Here is a 17,568-nt window from a genome sequence, read left to right as displayed (position 1 = left end):
GCGCAAGCTGCGATGCTCCACCACCCGCATCACCAGCCTTGTTCAGGCCGTCCTCACCCTGCACCTGACCTGCTCAAACTGAGGTTGGAAAACGCTCCTTGACGTTCACGAGTTGTCGCACGTTTGCCTGCAGCCCCTGGGGCCGGGAGACGGTCGTCCGGCCACAGTGTGGAGAAGTCCTCGAATTCGATCGTTCGTTTGATGATTTCCCTGCGAACGCTCAAGCCCGCGTCGCCCTGTTCATTGATCTGGCTGAGCACGACACGAACGATCTTGTACTTGCTGACTGCTGACTTGTCCGCGGCGAGCTGGTGTCGATGGGGCGCGAGCAGGTCTTCGCTGACGCCGGCGCCCCGCAAAAATCCAAGGACCCCTTCTTTGCTCCGGTTGAGCCGGGGCACCAGTTCGATCAGCAGGTCCAAAAGCTCAGGCGGCCAGTGGTAGGCGTCGTTGTGGGCCACTCGTCATCTACACCTTCCGCGCGGGAGCCGCTCTCCGGGGTGCTTCGATCTAGAGATCTTTAACGGTGCGGGTTACGTCGGGGCGTGACGGCTGTCGACGGCCGCGCTATGCGGGGAGAATGGGGTATCCCGATGGCGGTGGATTGACGGCCGAGGAACGGGCTCGGCGTGAGCAAGTCCGGCTCGCAGCCGCTGACCTGATCGAAGGCGGGGCCAGTGACCGGGAGGTGGCCCGACGGTTCAGGGTGACCCGGATGTCGGCGAACCGCTGGCGGCGGGCGTTGGCTTCAGGCGGTCGGCAGGCCCTGGCCTCCAAGGGCCCGGGCGGCGCCCGTTGCAAGCTCGCCACGGAACAACTCAAGGTTCTGCTGACGGTGTTGGATGCCGGCCCGGCCGCCTCCGGATGGAGTGACCAGTGCTGGACGCTGGCCCGGATCGCCGAGATCGTGCGCAGCCGGTTCGGCGTCGAGTACACCCTGGCCGGGCTGGACCTGCTGCTGCACCGCATCGGCTGGAGCGTGCAGGTCCCATCCCGCAAGGCCACCGAGCGAGACGAGGCGAAGATCGCCGCCTGGAAGGACGAGCAGTGGCCCGTCATAAAAAGAGGGCGGCGGACTTGGGCGCCTGGCTCTGCTTCGAGGACGAAGCCGGCCAGGGCCTGAGGCCGCCCAAGGGCCGCACCTGGGGCCGCCGGGGCCGCACCCCGGTGGTGCGGGTCACCGCCGCAGGCACCAAACGTGTCTCGATGGCAGCGCTGGTCTCACCAAAGCCGGCCGCAGATCACGGCTGATCTACCGCATCCACCTCGACCGTGGTCCCGCCAGGGGCCGTCGCAAGGGCTTCACCGAGACCGACTACGCCCGCCTGCTGGATGCCGCGCACCAGCAGCTCGGCGGCCCCATCGTTCTGGTGTGGGACAACTTGAACACGCACCTCAGTCGCACCATGCGCGAGCTGATCGCCGCCCGATTATGGCTGACCGTCTACCAGCTGCCGCCGTACGCTCCCGAGCTCAACCCCGTCGAAGGTGTGTGGTCGCACCTGAAGAGGTCGCTGGCCAACCTCACGAAACACAACCTCGACCAGCTCACCGCGTTGGTGAAGACGCGACTGAAACGGATGCAGTAACGCCCCCGCCTCATCGAAGGGCTCATCGCCAAGATCGGGCTCGACCTCCAACCGCCGTAACCTCAGCCCTTAAAGATCTCTAGACGATGTCCGAACGTCGCAACCCTATGAGCCTGATTGTGCAGCGGCTCTCGTCGCTTGAGACTGGGTTTCGCGGGATGCACGGCATGAAGCTGGTGCGGTGATGTTTGATGGCGCCTCTCGGCACGCTGGAAGACTTCTCGGACCCACTGGCGGCTTCAGACTGCCCGAGCCGGGGGACTGGCCCCTGCCGGGCTGCTGTCCCACGGCTCAATCCCAGCTGGCCCGACCGGGAGGCCGGCCCAGGGCAGGACTCGCCAGATGCCTTCGGCTTCGCGGGCGGCTATCACGACACCGGTGGTGTCCAACTCGCGTTCTCTTACGTCCTGGACGGTGAGGTCGACTGCGCGGGCGCGAGCCAGACCTGGATCGCCACGCCGTGACTGGCGAGCTCCAGGAATGCGGTGTGGGAGGCGTGGTCGCTCGCACCTTCTCAGTGGCTGGCGGAGACTTCCCGGATCCCTTCACGAACGAGTACCCGCCGCCCGCGGTCTGCTGCGAGCGGGGCCGCGGTGAGTGCGATGCGCTGGTGGGCGCAGGCATAGAGGGCGTCGATCTTCTCGTCAGCGAGGGCGGTGAGAAGAGCAGCGGCTTGCTGCTGGCCAAGGTGGGTCAGTTCGGGACCAGGGAAGGCGGTGTGCATGGTGTAGGCGACGTTGGCGGGGGGCTGGCCGTGGCGGATCAGGGTATGCACTGAGGCAGATACGGCGACTGCCTACCAACGCTGGGGGCCGCCTTCCCCCGCAACTTGACTCCTACGTAAGGGTAGTGTTGGTTCGTGACCTTACGTGTGCTGATCTGCGATGAGCTTCCGGTGGTTCGGGATGGCCTTGCTGGCACGCTGGGCGGTGAGCCGGACATCGATGTGGTCGGGAGTACGGGCGACGGGGTCGAGGCGTTGTCGCTGGTGCGGCGCTTCTCACCTCATGTTCTGGTCACCGACTTTCAGCTTGCGCGGCTTTCGGGGCTGGAGGTGGTCGCACGCGTGACGAAGAGCGGGTCGGGACAAGCCCCGCCTGAGGTGTTGATGTTCACCACGCGCACGGATGATGTGTCGGTGATGAACGCGTTGCGGGCCGGTGTGTACGGGTATCTGGCGAAGCAGACACCGCCGGACGAGTTGATTCGAGCCGTGCGGTCGCTCGCGGCGGGCGAAGCCGCCGCGACCGGTGCGGTGACCCGGCGGCTGATCGACTGGCTGTTCTGGCGGCATGCCAGGCCGGTGGCGGCGGTGCAGGAGGCACTGCGGTCGCTGACGCCGCGGGAGCGTGAGGCGTTGCTGCTGGTGGCGGCGGGGCTGTCGGACGACGAGATCTCCCAGAAACTGTCCTTGCAGGTGACGACGGTGCGTTCGCATCTGTATCACCTCCGGCAGAAGCTTGGTGTGCGGGACCGGTCCCAGCTGGTTGCCTTCGCCTATCAGTCCGGGTTCAGCGTGCCCATGGCTCCGGGACAGGCCGGCTGAAAGGCCCGTACGAGAACACGTCGGTCCGGCCCGGCGCATCCCAGGGATGGCGGTCAGGGAGTTCATCCTGTCCCGTCCGCTGTTCTGGTGGCGGTCAGGAAGAGGGCGAGGCCGATCAGACTGGCGGCGGTGACCAGGAGGGTGGCGGCGGTCCAGCTGGTGTGGGTGACGGCGAAGCCGAAGGCGGGTGGGCCGAGCAGGGTGCCGATGCTGCCCGCCTGGTTGAGCAGGCCGTAGCTGCGGCGCAGGGCCTGCGGAGTACGGGCGACGGTGGGCATGCTCGCGTACAGGGCGGCGAGGACGAGTCCGTTGGCGGCGAGCAGGACCGCTGCTCCGGTGGCGATGGCCGTCCAGGGTGTGAGTTGGTAGATGGCTACGGCCGCGCAGGGCATGGCCAGGGTGGCGGTGGCCAGCCGTCGGGGTGGGAGTCCTCGGTGCATGAGGGCGCCGGCGAGCAGCCCTCCGGGGACGCTGGCCAGGGAGACGGCGGCGGCGGTGGCGCTGCCGAGTGCCGGGCGGACGTCTTGGTCCGCGGCGAGGTTGGGGATCAGCGCGACCACGGTGACCCCGAGCAGGGCGATGAGGCTGAAGGAGAGTGAGAGCCAGAGCGCCGGGGGCAGGTCGCCTGTTCGCCGAGGTGGTTGCGTCTTGTTCGTCTCGGTGGTGCTGCTGATGCCGGTCAGCCACCGGAGGGTGCCGACGAGGGGTACTGCCGCCGGGGCCACGGTCAGGGCGGTGGTCAGCCGCCATCCGAGGGGGCCGCTCAGGGTTCCGGCGGCGGATGCGAGCGCGATGCCGACGGGGATGAAGGTGCTCCACAGGGCGAGGGCGCTGCGCTCGACGGCTGGTCCGCAGCGGGATGCGAGCACCAGGGGGCCGGTGATGACGACGAGCAGGTAGCCGCCGCCTTCCAGCAGCCGGGCCGTGTAGAGGACGAGCGGCGAGGGGGCGGTGGCTTCGAGGGTGCCGCCGAGCAGCATGACGGCGAGGCCGGTGCTCAGTACGCGGCCGAGGTCGCTGCGGGTGATCCACACTCCGGCGGGCAGGGCGAGGAAGGCGGCGATGACGGTGACGCCGGAGACGAGCCAGCCGTAGGCGGCGAGCGAGAGTCCGAAGTCGCCTCTGATTCCGGACTCCAGGGGGATGAACCGGCCCAGCGCCATCCCGGCGCAGACTCCTGCGGCGTAGACGAGGGCGACTGTGCCGCGCTCGGACAGGGGGCGCCGGTTGGTGGTCGTGCTGTGGTGCTGGGGGCTCATGCGGATGCGTTGCGCAGGAACAGGGAGACGCCGCTGAACAGGTCTCCGGCGTCCAGTTCGCCGAGGTCGGGGGTCACGACATTGCCGTCCAGGGACTCGTGCAGGCGGAAGCCGACGACGTCGATGCCTGACTTGATCAGTGTGCGGGTGGTCTGGTCGGATGCGCACAGTACGGCGGCCAGGTGGTGGGAGATGTCGCAGGAGGCCGCCAGTTCCTGGCGGGCGGCGAGGAGGGTGCCGCCGGTTGCGGCCACGCAGTCGACGAGGACGGCGGTGTCGTAGTACGAGCGGCTTGGTGGTGTCATGTAGCGGCGGCGGGCCTGTCCGTGTTCGTCGCGTTCCATGGCGAGCAGGCTGAAGTCGGTGTGTGCGAAGGGCGGGGCGAAGCCGGGGTAGAGCAGCTGTCCGCCGCGCAAGACGATCACGCACAGCGCGGATGTTGTGGTGTCGGCGAGGACGCGGCTCAGGGTGAAGATGTGCCGGCGGGCCTGTTCGGGGTCCGTCCCCGGGGCTACCAGGGTGTGGTAGAGGCCGCCCGGATCGGGCACCACCGTTTCGCCGGCCCTCACAGCCGGACCCCGCGGACGGCGTCGGTGCACCAGGCCGTCAGATCCGCGCCCGAGCCGAGCAGTTCGGCCAGCTGCGGGTCGCCCGCCACGCATGCGCGCCCCTGGTCGATCTGGCGTTGGGCAGTCAGCAGGGTGACCGCCAGCCGTACGTCGTCGGGGGCCAGCAGGTCTTCCACCAGGGAGGCGACGTCGTTCTTGGCCATGGCGGCATCGTGCGTCGCCGGGTCCAGCCGGGCGACGAGGTCGGCCAGGGCCCAGACACCGTCGTCGACGAGGAAACGGGTGATCGGGTCGGCGAAGAAGTGGTGCATGGCCTCGTCGAAGTGCTGCCCGTCGAGGATCAGGCGCCGGTCGGGTGCCGTGCCGGCGAAGATCCAGAAGGTGCCGTCGGAGTTGAGGGTCACCGCGGCGCCGGGGCTGGGTGCGTAGGCTCCGCGGATCGCGTCGTTGACGGCGGTGGCGAGGGTGAGGCGGTTGGTTCCGGACTCGAAGGGGGCGTAGTACTCCTTCATGGTCCGGGTTCCTTCGAGGAGGTCGTCGCGGAGTTCGGCTGCCTTGCCGCTGAGCCGGAACACGTTGAACGTGATCGGCTGGGCCGTGCCGTCCGGCAGGACGATGCGTCGGTTCCAGTCGTTGACCGTCTCCACCCTCGCCCCTACCTCCTGGGCGAGGGTGGTGTCCACGGTGTCCATGTCCGGCTGGATGCTGCGGAAGCCGAGTAGGAAGCGGGGTCGCAGCTTTTGCCAGGCGCGGGTGATGTTGCCGTAGTGGGGGATGCGGACCGGGCGGGGTGCCTCGATGTGGTAGCGGTCGATGCTCAGCCGTAAGAGGGCCTCGGGGGTGTGCGGGTTGCGGCCAAGGGCCTCGTCCATCTGCCGCAGCAGCCGCTCGGCCCGGCCGTCGTGCTTGCCCCAGTAGCCGGCGGTGACGATCTCGATGCGCGGGACGTCGACCCGCTCCAGGAGTCGCAGGATGCTGTGGAACTTCAGGAAGGGTTCGCCGCCTCCGGTGATGTTGAGCTTCTCCGAGCGGGAGGCGTTGATGAAGTCGATGGCGTCGTCCAGCTCCTGGCGCGACAGGGAGTCCTTGGCGGATTTCCGTGTCAGGTCGGAGGCGTACATACAGTGCTCGCAGGCGACGGGCACAGCTCGCTGAGGTGGATGAAGAAACTGGAGCCCCTCTCCGGGACGCCCACGCCCCGGTGGTGCACGGCCTCGATGAGTCTGTTGCGGGACTCCTGCGGACGGTCGAACAGCGTGTTGTGAGCTGTGTCGATCCCCACGCGCCCTCCTTGTGTCGGTGGTCGTGCACCGGCCGGTGGCATCCGGCGCGCACCTGGGGCCAGGCCCAGGCTGCGGCCGTGACCGAACGGTGACTTTAGCCATCGAGATCCTTTTCGGCATGCGCCTGAGTACGCGATTTCTTCTCCGCGTGGCATGGAGCGATGGCGCCATCGGCTCCTTACGGCGTGGAGTTGCGACGGCACGGGGAAACAGGCGGCAGACCGAGCCGGTCACCTGCACGGTCGTCGGCGAGGCGCCCGGTATGGAGCGCCCTTGTGAGAAGCGGCCCGACTAGGGAAGTTCGACGGCGAGGCTGCCGGGGATGGCGTCGAAGGCTTCGTCGACGCGCCGGGCAAGCGTGGCTCTGCCGCCGTGGCCGCGCCGGTTGCCGTAGCCGCGGCCGGCGACCCAGTTGCGGGCGCCGCAGCGCCAGGCGCTGAGGGCGAACTCGCCGAGCAGACGGAGGTGGACGTCCTCGCGGCTGTCGGTGTCGAGGCGTTCTTCGAGGAGTTCGACCAGGCGCTGCTGCGCCTTCATGGACGACAGGATGCTGTGGTCACGCAGGACAGGAGTGCCCGCGGCCAGGCGCCGGGTGGCGAGGAATCGGCGGTCCCAGTCTTCGGGCATGCCGAGGATGGCCGCGGTGAGGGAGGCGCGCAGTGCTTCCAGCGCAGGACCGGGGCCGGTGTGATCGGTGAAGTGGGTGATGTAGGCGTCCCACAGTTCCCCCTCGGCGGCCATCGCGACGTCTTCCTTGGTGCCGTAGTAGCGGAAGAAGGTGCTGCGGCCGATCTCCGCCCGGGCGGTGAGCTCGTCGAGGGTCACACGGTCGAACCCGCGCTCGCTGAAGAGGGCCAGCGCGATATCGGCGAGAGCGCGGCGGGTGCGCTGCTTCTTGCGTTCCCGCAGCGGCAGCGCGGTGTCGTCCGTGGCGGAGGGCTGTGTGGGCACGGGAACAGGCTACCGACACCGTACTTGGGCCAGAGAGGCACTGGAGCCCTATCGGTACTCATGCCATAATTGCACTCAGTCTCATTTTCTGGAGTGGGTCTGCGTCGGCCCGCCCGCTGAGTGCCTGTGTTGGGGGAAGTAGTCGTATGAGCTGTCGTGTTGAGACACCGCCCGAGGTCGACCGTACCGATGCGGGCCTGGCAGTGATCACCGTGCGGTATGCGGGCGATGAGCAGCGCCTGTTGGCCGATGGCGCGGTCACCGAGCGCGAGAAGGAGGCGTGGCCCGACGGGCTGCTGAGCTGGTCGCTGTTCATCAGCACCGACGGGGCATCGCTGATGGCGTACGAGCAGTGGACCGGCGACGAGGCCCTGGACCGGGCCCTTGCCGGGAGCGCGCCCTATGCGCCGGGGATTCCGGGCACCGAGCCGGCGGTACCGGTCCGTTACCGCCGGCACCGCTCGCACGTGACCACGGCGGACCGGACCGGCGTCGCGGTGGGGTGCGTGGTGACGCCGGTGTTCGAGGTCGAAGGCCCCGAGCGGCAGCGCCACTTCGTCGACGAGGTCTTCTCGATGACGAAGGACGTGGCGCCCATGCCCGGCTCGATCGCCGCGCACTTTCACCTCAGTACCGATGGCACACGGGTGTTCAACTACGCCGAATGGACCGACGAACAGGCCCACCTCGACGCGGTCACCGCACCGCGCGGCGAGCACGTCCGGCGCCGGGTCAGCGGTGACATCCCGGGCGTACGGCCCTGCGGCTACCAGCGCTGGCACCTGCATGCCGCGCTGGTGGCAGAGTGACGCGGACACCGCCGGCGGACGCCGAGCCCGGACGGCCGGCGCTGGCGGTTCTGCTGCTGGCCTCCACGCTGGGGGTGATGGGCGGGGCAACCATCGCCCCGGTGATCGAGGTGATCCGGCAGAGCCTGGACGTCGGCAGCACGCAGGCCGGCCTGATCCTGACCTGCCACAGTCTGGCCATCGCCGTCGTCAGCCCGCTGGTGGGACGCCTGACCGACCGGCTGGGGCCGCGCCGACCGCTGGCCACGGGCCTGGCCGTGTACGCGGTGGGAGGGGGAGCGGGGCTGTTCGTCGACTCCTATCCCGTGCTGCTTGCCTCCCGTCTTCTGCTCGGGGTCGGCGGGGCGGCGGTGTTCACCTGCTCCACCGTCGCTTTCCTCGCCCTGTACCGGGGGGCCGCCCGGGACCGGGCCATGGGCTGGCGGACCACCGCCACCACCGCGGGCGGGTTCCTCTACCCGCTGGCGGCCGGGGCGCTGGGCACCCTCTCCTGGCACGCGCCCTTCGCCGTCTACCTCGTCGCCCTCCCGCTGAGCGCCGCCACCCTGCTGGCCCTGCCCTCCGTCCCAGAGCGGGCTGCGGGCACGGACGAGGCGGGCGGCGGCAGCCGGCGGGGTGCGCTGCGGCTGCTGCGTCGGCATCCCAAGCTTGCGGGCCTGTGCGGGCTGTGGGTGGCCACGACCGCGCTCATGATGGTCCTGGCTGTGTTCCTGCCGCGCCGCCTGGACCAACTCGGCATCCACAACACCCTCTTGGTCGCCCTGTACGGCACGGTGATCGCCTCCGGCGCCGCCAGCGCTGTCGGCCTGACCTACGCCAAGCTCACCGCCCGGCTCGGGCATGCCGTCCTGATGCGGATCGCGGCCGGCGCCTGGACGGCGGCACTGCTTGTCTTCGCTTTCGCCGAGCACGCGCTGCCCCTGCTGCTGGTCCCGGCGCTGACCGGGTTCGCCAGTGGGATCGCCATGCCCACCCTGACGGTCCTGGTCGATCACGCCGCGCCGCCCGAACAGCGCGGCACGGCCACCTCGTTGTAGGCCACCGCCCTGTTCGGCGGCCAGTTCGGCTCGCCGCTGCTCTTCGGGCCGCTGGTCGACTCCACGTCCATCACGACCGGCGCCCTGGTCGCCGCGTCCGGGACCACGGCCATCCTCATCGCCTTGTTCCGGCTGAACGACTCTCAGCCCACGGACCCCGAGGAGCAGGCAGTGTCCGATCCGGCCTCCGCTGCCAACAGCGAGGCATGAGAGGACGTATCGTCCCGGGGAGCAGGCGCTGCTGTGGGGACCGGCGACGTGGCGTCGATCAGTCGGGCTCGGGGGCGTGGTCCTCGCTGGGCAGCGCAAGGGCGAGGACGGCGACGGCCGCCAGTACTGCGGCGATCACGGTGAAGGCCCGCGCGTACCCCTCGGTGACGTCAGCGGCGTCGGCATCACCGCCGGTCGCGGCGAGGGTGGCCAGCGCCGCGAGACCGAGCGCACCGCCCACCTGCTTGGCGGCGTTCATCAGCCCGGACGCGGCGCCCGCGTCGCCGGGAGTGACACCGCTGGTCACGGCGGTTGTGAGGGGCGTCAGCAGCATTCCGGAGCCGACGGACACGACGATCGCCGGCCCCAGGATCCCGTCGATGTAGCCGCTGTCGGGGGTGATGCGGCTCTGCCAGCCGAAGCCGGCCGCGCAGACGGCGCAACCGGCCAGGATCAGAGCGCGGGCATCGACCCGGCGCAGCAGCCACGGCGCCACGCGGGCGCCCACGGCCATCGTGATCAGCGTGTGTGGCAGGAACCCGATCGCCGTCTGCACCGGGCTGTAGTGCCGTACCTGCTGCATGTACAGCGAGAGGAAGTACCACATGGGGATGAAGCAGGCGCCGGTCAGGACGAGCACCAGGTTCCCCACGGCCACTGACCGCATGCGGAAGAGCCGCAGCGGCATCAGCGGCGTCCGGACACGTCCTTCCAGCCAGACGAAGCCGGCCAGCGCCAGCAGGCCCGCCGTGAGGGTGCCCGCAGTGACAGGTGCGCCCCATCCGCGGGATTCGGCCTGCCCCAGGCCGTAGGTCAGGGCGGCGAGAGCCGCCGTCGCCACCACGGCCCCCGCGACATCGAGCCGCGGCCGGCCGGCAGCAGGGGTGCGCTCTTGGGGAAGGAGCCGCAGCGCCAGCAGGACACCCCCCGCGCCGACGGGAACGTTGACCAGCAGGATCCACCGCCAGGACAGGTACTCGGTCAGCGCGCCGCCGATCAGGTTGCCCGCCGCGCCGCCCGCGACTCCGACCGCTGTCCACGCCGCCAGGGCTCGTGTACGCACCGGGCCCTCGGGAAACATACCGGTCAGCACCGTGAGCGTGACCGGTGCGAGCAGCGCCGCCCCCACCCCCTGCACGGCACGGGCCGCGATCAGACCGCCCGGCGACGCGGCAGCCCCGCCCGCCAGACTGGCCGCCGAGAACACGGCAAGACCCAGTACGAAGACCCGCTGGTGCCCCAGGACGTCGGCGAGCCTGCCGCCCAGCAGCAACAGCCCCGCGAAGCAGAGCCCGTAGGCGTTCACCACCCACGGCAGACCCGCCGGGGCGAAATCCAGGGCCGACTGGATCGACGGCAGGGCGACGTTCACCACCGACACATCCAGGACCACCATGAACTGCGCGGCACAGGCCAGAACGAGCACCCAGCCCGCGCGGCGCCGCCCGGCCGGTGCCGCCGCTGCACCGGCCCGGGCCGTTTCGTCCTGCTGCACCACGTCCGCCAGCTCCTCACCGGGCGTGAGCCCACCTCCGTCGGATCCGGGACGATTATGATACGTCGTATCACAAAGAAGCCGAGAAACTCCGAGCGAGGCCCGCTGTGCCGAGAACCGCCGACCATGCCCAGCGCCGGGCCCAGATCATCGACGGCCTGGTCCGTGTGGCCGCCCGTGAGGGCGTGCACGCCGTGACCATGCGCGCGGTCGCAGCCGAGGCGGGGGTCTCGCTGCGGCTCGTGCAGTACTACTTCGAGACCAAGGGCCGCCTGATGCTCGCCGCGCTGCGGCACCTGGAACAGCAGAGCCACGACCGCTGGGCGGCCCGGCTGGCCGCCCTGCCGGATGCGCCGTCCCTGCGCGCCCGCGTCGAGACCCTGCTGGCCGAGGCCCTGCCCACCGACGAAGCCAGCCGCACCTTCCACATCCTGTGGACCTCATGCGCGATGCTGGCGATGACCGACCCCGACCTCGCCGCCCAGCCCTTCGCCGAGGGCCCCGACCGTCTGGAAGCCCAACTCGCCGACCTGCTGCGGCAGGCACAGACGGACGACGCGCTCGACCCGCATGCCGACCCGGACATCGAATCGGCCCGCCTGCTCGCCCTCGGCCACGGCCTCGGCACGAGCGTCCTCGTCGGCCGGCGCACCCCGGAGTCGGCGATGACCGTACTGGGTTACCACCTGGACCAGCTGTTCTGCCGCCCCTGACCAGTCAGCCGGGCCACCGTCGGATCAGCAGCGTCCGTGGCGCAACGGTGACGAGTCCGAGGGAAGAGCACGGGAGAGCAGGGGCGCTGAACACGCCCCGGAGATCCGCGTACTGCCCCTACGACGAGCCAGGTCCCTTGCCGGCCAGGTAGACGGTGTTGGACGAGGTGCCGCTCTGCAGGGCGTTGTCGAACTCGACGACGTGGGCTTCTGACTGGGCGAAGACCTCGGTGAGTGCGGAGGTGAACCGGTCGTCGGGCGGGTCGTTCGACCACAGGGCGAACACGCCGCCGGGGTGGAGGTGGCCGGCCAGGGCGCGGAGCCCGGCGGGCTGGTAGAGCGTCGCGTGGCGCGGGTGCAGGACATGGCGCGGTGAGTGGTCGATGTCCAGCAGGATGGCGTGGAAGCGGTGGCCGGGCTGCTTCGGGTCCAGGCCGTGGGGATCGGCGGTCATGGCGAAGAAGTCGCCGTGCACCAGGCAGCAGCGGGCATCCGACGCCAGCCGGGCGCCGAGAGGCACCAGGCCGCGCCGGTGCCAGTCGATGACCTCGGCGAGCGCGTCGATCACCGTCACCGAGCGGACCCGGGGGTCGTCCAGCGCGGCCCGGGCGGTGTAGCCGAGTCCGAGTCCGCCGACGGCGACGTCCAGTTCGGTATCCGGCAGCTGGTCCAGTGCGAGTTCCGCCAACGCGGTCTCGCTGGAGGTGAAGAGGCTGGACATCAGGAACTCGTCGCCGAGTTTCACCTCGTACACGTCCTCGCCCGACACCGGATGGCGGCGGCGCCGCAGACTGATTTCACCGATCGGTGTCGGCTGCCAGTCGATCTCCTCGAAACGCAGGCTCATCCGTTGACCTTTCTGGTGTCGTCGATGCTGGCGGGGTCGGCGGGATGGCCTTGTTCGTCCTGCCCGGGAGCGTGGGGTTTTGGGGCGTGGCCCTGTCAGGCGTCGATGATGACGGGGATGATCAGTGGCCTGCGGCGGTGGGTGCGGAAGGCCCAGTTGGCCACGGCTCGGGCGATGAGCTGTTCGAGCTGGTGCGCGTCGCCGACGCCTTCCTCGGCTGCGGTGGCCAGGGTCTTCTCGATGACGGGGATGACGGGCTCGAAGGTGGTGTCGTCGTGGACGAAGCCGCGGGCCAGGAAGTCGGGGGCCTCGGCGAGGGCGCCGGTGTCGGCGTCGACGATGGCCACGACCGTGATGACGCCTTCCTGGGCGAGGGTGACGCGGTCCTTGAGGGAGGCTTCGGTGGCGCCGCCGACTTCCATGCCGTCCACGTAGACGTTGCCGGCGGGGACCTTGCCGGTGATGGCGGCGCGGCCGTCGACGAGGTCGACGACGACGCCGTCCTCGGCGATGACGACCCGGTCGGGGTCGACGCCGGTGCGGATGGCGAGGTCGGCGTTGGCGCGCAGGTGGCGCCATTCGCCGTGCACGGGCATGACGTTGCGGGGCTTGACGATGTTGTAGCAGTAGACGAGTTCGCCGGCGCTGGCGTGGCCGGAGACGTGCACCTTGGCGTTGCCCTTGTGGACGACGTTGGCGCCCCACCGGGTGAGTCCGTTGATCACCCGGTAGATGGCGTTCTCGTTGCCGGGGATGAGGGAGCTGGCGAGCAGGACGGTGTCGCCCTTGCCGATGCGGATCTGGTGGTCGCGGTTGGCCATCCGGGACAGGGCGGCCATCGGTTCGCCCTGGGAGCCGGTGCACACCAGGGTGATCTTGTGGTCGGGGAGCTTCTCCAGCTCCTTGGTGCTCACGACCAGGCCGGAGGGGACCTTGAGGTAGCCCAGGTCACGGGCGATGCCCATGTTGCGGACCATGGAACGGCCAACGAAGGCCACCTTGCGACCGTGCTGGTGGGCTGCATCCAGGACCTGCTGGATGCGGTGCACGTGGCTGGCGAAGCTGGAGACGATCACCCGCCGCGGCGCCGTGCGCATCACCTGCTCGATCGCGGGGTTCAGTTCGCGTTCGGAGGTGGTGAAGCCGGGGACCTCGGCGTTGGTGGAGTCGGTGAGGAACAGGTCCACGCCCTCCTCACCGAGGCGGGCGAAGGCGCGCAGGTCGGTGATCCGGTCGTCCAGCGGGAACTGGTCCATCTTGAAGTCACCGGTGTGCAGCACCGTCCCGGCACCGGTGCGCAGGGCGACCGCGAGGCTGTCGGGGATGGAGTGGTTGACGGCCACGAACTCGCAGTCGAAGGGGCCGAAGCCGCGCCGGTCGCCCTCGCGCACGCGCACCGTGCGGGGCCTGATCCCGTGCTCCTTGAGCTTGGCCTCGATGAAGGCGAGGGTGAGCTTGGAGCCGACGAGGGGGATGTCCCTCCGCTCCCGCAGCAGATAGGGCACGCCGCCGATGTGGTCTTCGTGGCCGTGGGTGAGGACGACGGCGACGATGTCGTCGAGGCGGTCCCGGATGGAGGTGAAGTCGGGCAGGATCACGTCCACGCCGGGCCGGGTCTCCTCGGGGAACAGCACACCGCAGTCGACGATGAGCAGCTTCCCGGCATGCTCGAAGACGGTCATGTTCCGGCCGATTTCGCCCAGGCCGCCCAGGGCGGTGACCCTCAGCCCTCCGTCGGGTAGGGGTGGGGCGGCTTTGAGTTCTGGGTGCGGATGGCTCATACCCTCACGCTACCGAAGGGTCCGCCGGGACGATCCGCTGCCTTGCACGGTCGAGGCGGGGCTCTGTGCGACGCCGGGCGCCTCGGTCAGGGCAGCGGGAGGGCAGGGAGCGGTGGAGGTGGTAGCGCCCGCCGCCGGTGGGCCGTACCCCGGGCGTACCGGAGAAGATTTCGTGCCCCTTGTCGTGGTCACCGGCCTCGGCGGCCTCCTGGTGCGCCTCGATGCTGGTCCACTCCGTGTACAGCAGGACGCGGCTGCCGTCGGTGCTGTGCAGGAAGTGGGCTGAAATCGCGCCGGGGTGCCCGCCCTCCTTCGGCTGGGCGGCGATCACGGCGTCGGTGAAGGAACGCTGCCGCTCGAGCCCGTCCACGTCGAAGGCGGCCGTGATCAGGCAGCCCGGGACACGGGTCTCGTGTTCCTCGGCCAGGCTGCGGTACAGCCGGTAGCGGGGCGGACCGGCCAGGGGCGCGGCGCAGCCACCGCCGCGCAGGTACGCGTCGTACGCCACGGCGTTCTCCCACTGCGCGAGCGACAGCACGCTCTCGCCGTCCGTGCTCGCGAACCAGCTGACGGCAGACAGGCCGCGTGGTGGGGCAGCGCCCTCCAGCGCATGCACCTCGTCATCCATGACCAGCAGCTGCTGGTCGGGTCCTTCGACATACCGTGTGCCGATCACGGCGGTGCCGGCGCGGGCGATGTCCGGGAAACGGTCGGTGGTCAACGCGGTCTCCCTGAAGGGCGAGGGGCGGTCCGGTCCCGACGATGATGCGCGGGTGGGGGCCTGGCTGGGCAACTGCTTTACCGAGCCCCAGGTCAGGATCCGGGCGCGCGGGAACTCATGCCTCCTTGCCCAGCAGTTCCTCCGGTTCGATCGACGACTCGGGAGGGCTGGGCCCGGGAGGAGCCGGGGGTGGTGGCGGGTGTGAGCGGCATCAGGTCGGTTGCCCTCGCCGGGGACGAGAGGGTGGACGGCAGCGCCACCCCGAGAAGGAGTGAGGCGACGCTGCCGAGACGACGACGGCAGCCTGTCCGCGGCTGCCCTCAGGTTCCACTCGCTTGCAAACCTACCCTAACGAGAGGGTAGGTTTGTACTCTGGCAAGGACGCCGGCACACGAGGTGGGGCGGTGAAGTCGTGGGCGAGCAGCTGATGCAGATCGGCGAAGTGGCCGAACGCACGGGGCTGTCGCTGCGGACGATCCGCCATTACGAGGACGCCGGCGTGGTCGCCCCGAGCGAGCGCAGCATGGGCGGCTTCCGCCTCTACACCGAGGCCGACGTGCGCCGGCTCACGCTGGTGCGGCGGATGCGGCCGCTGGGCTTCTGCCTCGACGACATCCGCGCCCTGCTGGACGTACTGGAACAACTCCCCGCCGACGGTCGACCGTTGCCGGAGAACCACGAGCAAGCACACGAGGAACTGGTGGAACGGTTGCGTACGTACTGGGTGAAGGCCGACGCGCGGTGCGAGGACCTGCGGCGGCAGCTGGGGCAGGCGGAGGACTTCGCCCGCTCCCTGCACGGCCACCTGGCCCGGCTCGTGGACGCCACGACCGCAGCGAACGCGGATGCGGAGGCGGCGCGATGAGCTCCTCCAGCGAACGGGCGGCCTCCGAGGCGGCCCGGCGGCGGACGTTCGCGGTGATCAGCCACCCCGACGCGGGCAAGTCCACCCTGACCGAGGCCCTCGCCCTGCACGCCCACGCCATCACCGAGGCCGGCGCGGTGCACGGCAAGGCCGGGCGGCGCGGGGTGGCCTCGGACTGGATGGATATGGAAAAGGCCCGCGGCATCTCCGTCACCTCCGCGGTGCTGCAGTTCGCCCACCGGGGATGCCTGCTGAACCTGCTGGACACCCCCGGCCACGCGGATTTCTCCGAGGACACCTACCGCGTGCTGGCAGCGGTGGACTGCGCGGTGATGCTCATCGACGCCGCCAAGGGACTGGAGGAGCAGACCCGCAAGCTCTTCGACGTCTGCCGGCACCGCGGCATCCCGGTCATCACGTTCGTCAACAAGTGGGACCGGCCCGGCCGTGAGGCGCTGGAGCTGCTGGACGAGATCGAGCGCGAGTTCCGCCTCAAGCCCACCCCCATCGCCTGGCCGGTCGGCGACGCCGGATACCTGCGCGGACTGATCGACGTACGCAGGCCGGGGCAGATGCTGCGCTACGCCCGCACCCCCGGCGGTGCCCAGGAAGCCACAGAGGAACCCGTCTCGGCTGATCGGGCCACCCTGGAGGACGGCGCGGACTGGGGAAAGGCGGTCGAGGAGCTTGACCTCCTCCAGGTCGACGGTGCCGTACACGACCAGGAGGCGTTCCTGGCATGCCGGACCACTCCAGTCTTCTTCGGCGCGGCGATCTCCAACATAGGAGTGCGGCTGCTGCTGGACGCGATCGTCGACCTCGCCCCGCCGCCCGGCCCGCGCGAGGTGGCGAGCGGAGACGTTCGGCCGGTGGACGCCCCGTTCTCGGGGCTGGTGTTCAAGGTGCAGGCCAACATGGACCCCGCCCACCGGGACAGGATCGCCTTCATGCGCGTGTGCTCGGGGATCTTCGAGCGCGGCATGACCGTCACCCGCGCCGCCTCCGGCAAGCCGTTCGCCACCAAGTACGCGCACAGCGTCTTCGGCCAGGACCGCTCCATGGTCGACATCGCCTACCCCGGCGACGTGGTCGGCCTGGTCAACGCCACCGCGCTGCGGGTCGGCGACACCCTCTACGCCGGCCAGTCAACGGTGTTCCCGCCGATGCCCACCTTCGCGCCCGAGCATTTCGCCGTGGCCCGCCCGGTCGACCTCTCCCGCTCCAAGCAGTTCCGGCGCGGCATCGCGCAGCTGGACGAGGAGGGTGTCGTCCAGGTCCTGGTCTCCGACCTGCGCGGGGACCAGGCGCCGGTACTGGCCGCGGTCGGCCCGATGCAGTTCGACGTCGTCAGCGCCCGCATGGCCGGGGAGTTCTCCTCCCCGGTGAAGCTGGAGACGCTGCCCTACCGCCTGGCCCGCGCCACCGACACGGCCGGAGCGGAAGCTCTCAACCGTTCCCGGATCGTCCAGGGCGAGGCCCTCACCCGCATCCGCGACAAGGCACAGCTCGCCCTGTTCCCCGACCGCTGGCAGGCGGGCTCCTTCGAGCGGGACTTCCCCGCTGCACGACTGGACCACCTCATCGCCGCCCACGAGTAGGACGGCCTCCAGCGAGCTGGGAGCAGGATAATATCTCCCGCTAGGTGAGAGTGTTGTGCCGGATTCCGTCGGCCGTCGCTCGGTTGATCAGCACTTCTGTGGACCTTCGGCTCGGAGTGCGGTGGGCCAGCAGGTGTCACGTAAAGCAATCGCCATGCTGTGGCAAAGGAAAGGTAAATAGCCTGCTAGAGTGGGTGGCAGATGATCGCTCTCACGGCCGTTGCGTGCGGACGGGGTGAGTGTCGCCGGTGCCTGAGGTCGTCGCTCCGCGCCGCGGCCGGTGGCCTGTGTCGTC

General features: G+C 69.9%; 18 protein-coding genes and 2 pseudogenes. 8 read left to right on the top strand and 12 right to left on the bottom strand.

Going from position 1 to position 17,568, the window contains the following annotated elements; genetic code table 11:
* A pseudogene (locus ACYVMZ_RS34940) lies at positions 1-82 on the top strand (IS5/IS1182 family transposase); the annotation flags it as partial.
* On the opposite strand, the gene ACYVMZ_RS34935 reads toward ACYVMZ_RS34940, so the two are convergent.
* Positions 54-461: a hypothetical protein gene (locus ACYVMZ_RS34935; protein ID WP_461086897.1), complete on the bottom strand. Its 408-nt coding sequence runs from the start codon at positions 459-461 to the stop codon at positions 54-56. The pseudogene ACYVMZ_RS34940 and the gene ACYVMZ_RS34935 overlap by 29 nt on opposite strands.
* A gap of 119 nt (positions 462-580) precedes the next feature.
* On the opposite strand from ACYVMZ_RS34935, the pseudogene ACYVMZ_RS34930 reads away from it, so the two are divergent.
* A pseudogene (locus tag ACYVMZ_RS34930) lies at positions 581-1,589 on the top strand (IS630 family transposase).
* Between the two features lie 514 nt (positions 1,590-2,103).
* Here ACYVMZ_RS34930 and ACYVMZ_RS34925 read toward each other — a convergent pair.
* Positions 2,104-2,364 (bottom strand): histidine phosphatase family protein, encoded by a 261-nt coding sequence (locus ACYVMZ_RS34925; protein WP_461086896.1) that lies wholly within the window; start codon positions 2,362-2,364, stop codon positions 2,104-2,106.
* An 84-nt stretch (positions 2,365-2,448) separates the two neighbouring features.
* On the opposite strand from ACYVMZ_RS34925, the gene ACYVMZ_RS34920 reads away from it, so the two are divergent.
* Positions 2,449-3,135 carry a response regulator transcription factor gene (locus ACYVMZ_RS34920; protein ID WP_461086895.1) on the top strand — a complete coding sequence of 229 codons (687 nt, stop codon included), beginning with the start codon at positions 2,449-2,451 and terminating at the stop codon, positions 3,133-3,135.
* 62 nt (positions 3,136-3,197) lie between these two features.
* On the opposite strand, the gene ACYVMZ_RS34915 is transcribed toward ACYVMZ_RS34920, so the two are convergent.
* The 5 genes from ACYVMZ_RS34915 to ACYVMZ_RS34895 form a co-directional block, all read right to left on the bottom strand.
* The gene (locus tag ACYVMZ_RS34915; RefSeq protein WP_461086894.1) at positions 3,198-4,394 is read right to left on the bottom strand and encodes an MFS transporter; all 1,197 of its coding nucleotides are present in this window, start codon (positions 4,392-4,394) and stop codon (positions 3,198-3,200) included.
* Complete coding sequence (locus ACYVMZ_RS34910) at positions 4,391-4,963, bottom strand: phosphoribosyltransferase (protein WP_461086893.1); 573 nt, start codon at positions 4,961-4,963, stop codon at positions 4,391-4,393. Before ACYVMZ_RS34910 ends, ACYVMZ_RS34915 begins: the two co-directional genes overlap by 4 nt.
* Positions 4,960-6,084 (bottom strand): hypothetical protein, encoded by a 1,125-nt coding sequence (locus ACYVMZ_RS34905; RefSeq protein ID WP_461086892.1) that lies wholly within the window; start codon positions 6,082-6,084, stop codon positions 4,960-4,962. Before ACYVMZ_RS34905 ends, ACYVMZ_RS34910 begins: the two co-directional genes overlap by 4 nt.
* Positions 6,066-6,245: a hypothetical protein gene (locus ACYVMZ_RS34900; protein ID WP_461086891.1), complete on the bottom strand. Its 180-nt coding sequence runs from the start codon at positions 6,243-6,245 to the stop codon at positions 6,066-6,068. The genes ACYVMZ_RS34905 and ACYVMZ_RS34900 overlap by 19 nt, the downstream gene beginning before the upstream one ends.
* A 292-nt stretch (positions 6,246-6,537) precedes the next feature.
* Entirely contained in the window at positions 6,538-7,197 is a 660-nt protein-coding gene (locus ACYVMZ_RS34895; protein WP_461086890.1) for a TetR/AcrR family transcriptional regulator, read from the bottom strand.
* A gap of 146 nt (positions 7,198-7,343) precedes the next feature.
* On the opposite strand from ACYVMZ_RS34895, the gene ACYVMZ_RS34890 reads away from it, so the two are divergent.
* Positions 7,344-8,006 (top strand): antibiotic biosynthesis monooxygenase, encoded by a 663-nt coding sequence (locus ACYVMZ_RS34890; protein WP_461086889.1) that lies wholly within the window; start codon positions 7,344-7,346, stop codon positions 8,004-8,006.
* A complete protein-coding gene (locus ACYVMZ_RS34885) occupies positions 8,003-9,043 on the top strand; it encodes an MFS transporter (protein WP_461086888.1) in 1,041 nt (346 codons plus the stop codon). Before ACYVMZ_RS34890 ends, ACYVMZ_RS34885 begins: the two co-directional genes overlap by 4 nt.
* On the opposite strand, the gene ACYVMZ_RS34880 is transcribed toward ACYVMZ_RS34885, so the two are convergent.
* Positions 8,998-9,156, bottom strand: coding sequence for a hypothetical protein (locus ACYVMZ_RS34880; protein WP_461086887.1), 159 nt, complete (start codon positions 9,154-9,156; stop codon positions 8,998-9,000). The genes ACYVMZ_RS34885 and ACYVMZ_RS34880 overlap by 46 nt on opposite strands.
* A 155-nt stretch (positions 9,157-9,311) precedes the next feature.
* On the bottom strand, positions 9,312-10,751 hold the full coding sequence (locus ACYVMZ_RS34875; RefSeq protein WP_461086886.1) for an MFS transporter: 1,440 nt from the start codon (positions 10,749-10,751) through the stop codon (positions 9,312-9,314).
* Positions 10,752-10,855: 104 nt separating this feature from the next.
* On the opposite strand from ACYVMZ_RS34875, the gene ACYVMZ_RS34870 reads away from it, so the two are divergent.
* On the top strand, positions 10,856-11,461 hold the full coding sequence (locus ACYVMZ_RS34870; protein WP_461086885.1) for a TetR/AcrR family transcriptional regulator: 606 nt from the start codon (positions 10,856-10,858) through the stop codon (positions 11,459-11,461).
* Positions 11,462-11,579: 118 nt separating this feature from the next.
* Here the strand turns inward: ACYVMZ_RS34870 and ACYVMZ_RS34865 are convergent, their stop codons facing one another.
* The 3 genes from ACYVMZ_RS34865 to ACYVMZ_RS34855 form a co-directional block, all read right to left on the bottom strand.
* Complete coding sequence (locus ACYVMZ_RS34865; protein ID WP_461086884.1) at positions 11,580-12,308, bottom strand: spermidine synthase family protein; 729 nt, start codon at positions 12,306-12,308, stop codon at positions 11,580-11,582.
* 95 nt (positions 12,309-12,403) lie between these two features.
* On the bottom strand, positions 12,404-14,089 hold the full coding sequence (locus ACYVMZ_RS34860; protein ID WP_461086883.1) for a ribonuclease J: 1,686 nt from the start codon (positions 14,087-14,089) through the stop codon (positions 12,404-12,406).
* A 4-nt stretch (positions 14,090-14,093) separates the two neighbouring features.
* The gene (locus ACYVMZ_RS34855; protein ID WP_461086882.1) at positions 14,094-14,810 is read right to left on the bottom strand and encodes an antibiotic biosynthesis monooxygenase family protein; all 717 of its coding nucleotides are present in this window, start codon (positions 14,808-14,810) and stop codon (positions 14,094-14,096) included.
* Positions 14,811-15,222: 412 nt separating this feature from the next.
* On the opposite strand from ACYVMZ_RS34855, the gene ACYVMZ_RS34850 reads away from it, so the two are divergent.
* Together ACYVMZ_RS34850 and ACYVMZ_RS34845 are read left to right on the top strand one after the other, a co-directional pair.
* The gene (locus ACYVMZ_RS34850; protein WP_461086881.1) at positions 15,223-15,675 is read left to right on the top strand and encodes a MerR family transcriptional regulator; all 453 of its coding nucleotides are present in this window, start codon (positions 15,223-15,225) and stop codon (positions 15,673-15,675) included.
* On the top strand, positions 15,672-17,273 hold the full coding sequence (locus tag ACYVMZ_RS34845) for a peptide chain release factor 3 (protein ID WP_461086880.1): 1,602 nt from the start codon (positions 15,672-15,674) through the stop codon (positions 17,271-17,273). The genes ACYVMZ_RS34850 and ACYVMZ_RS34845 overlap by 4 nt, the downstream gene beginning before the upstream one ends.
* Positions 17,274-17,568: the final 295 nt, after the last annotated feature.

The organism is Streptomyces deserti (assembly GCF_054782695.1).
Note: the sequence above shows the minus strand (reverse complement) of the source record. Positions and strands in the feature narration are given on the sequence as shown.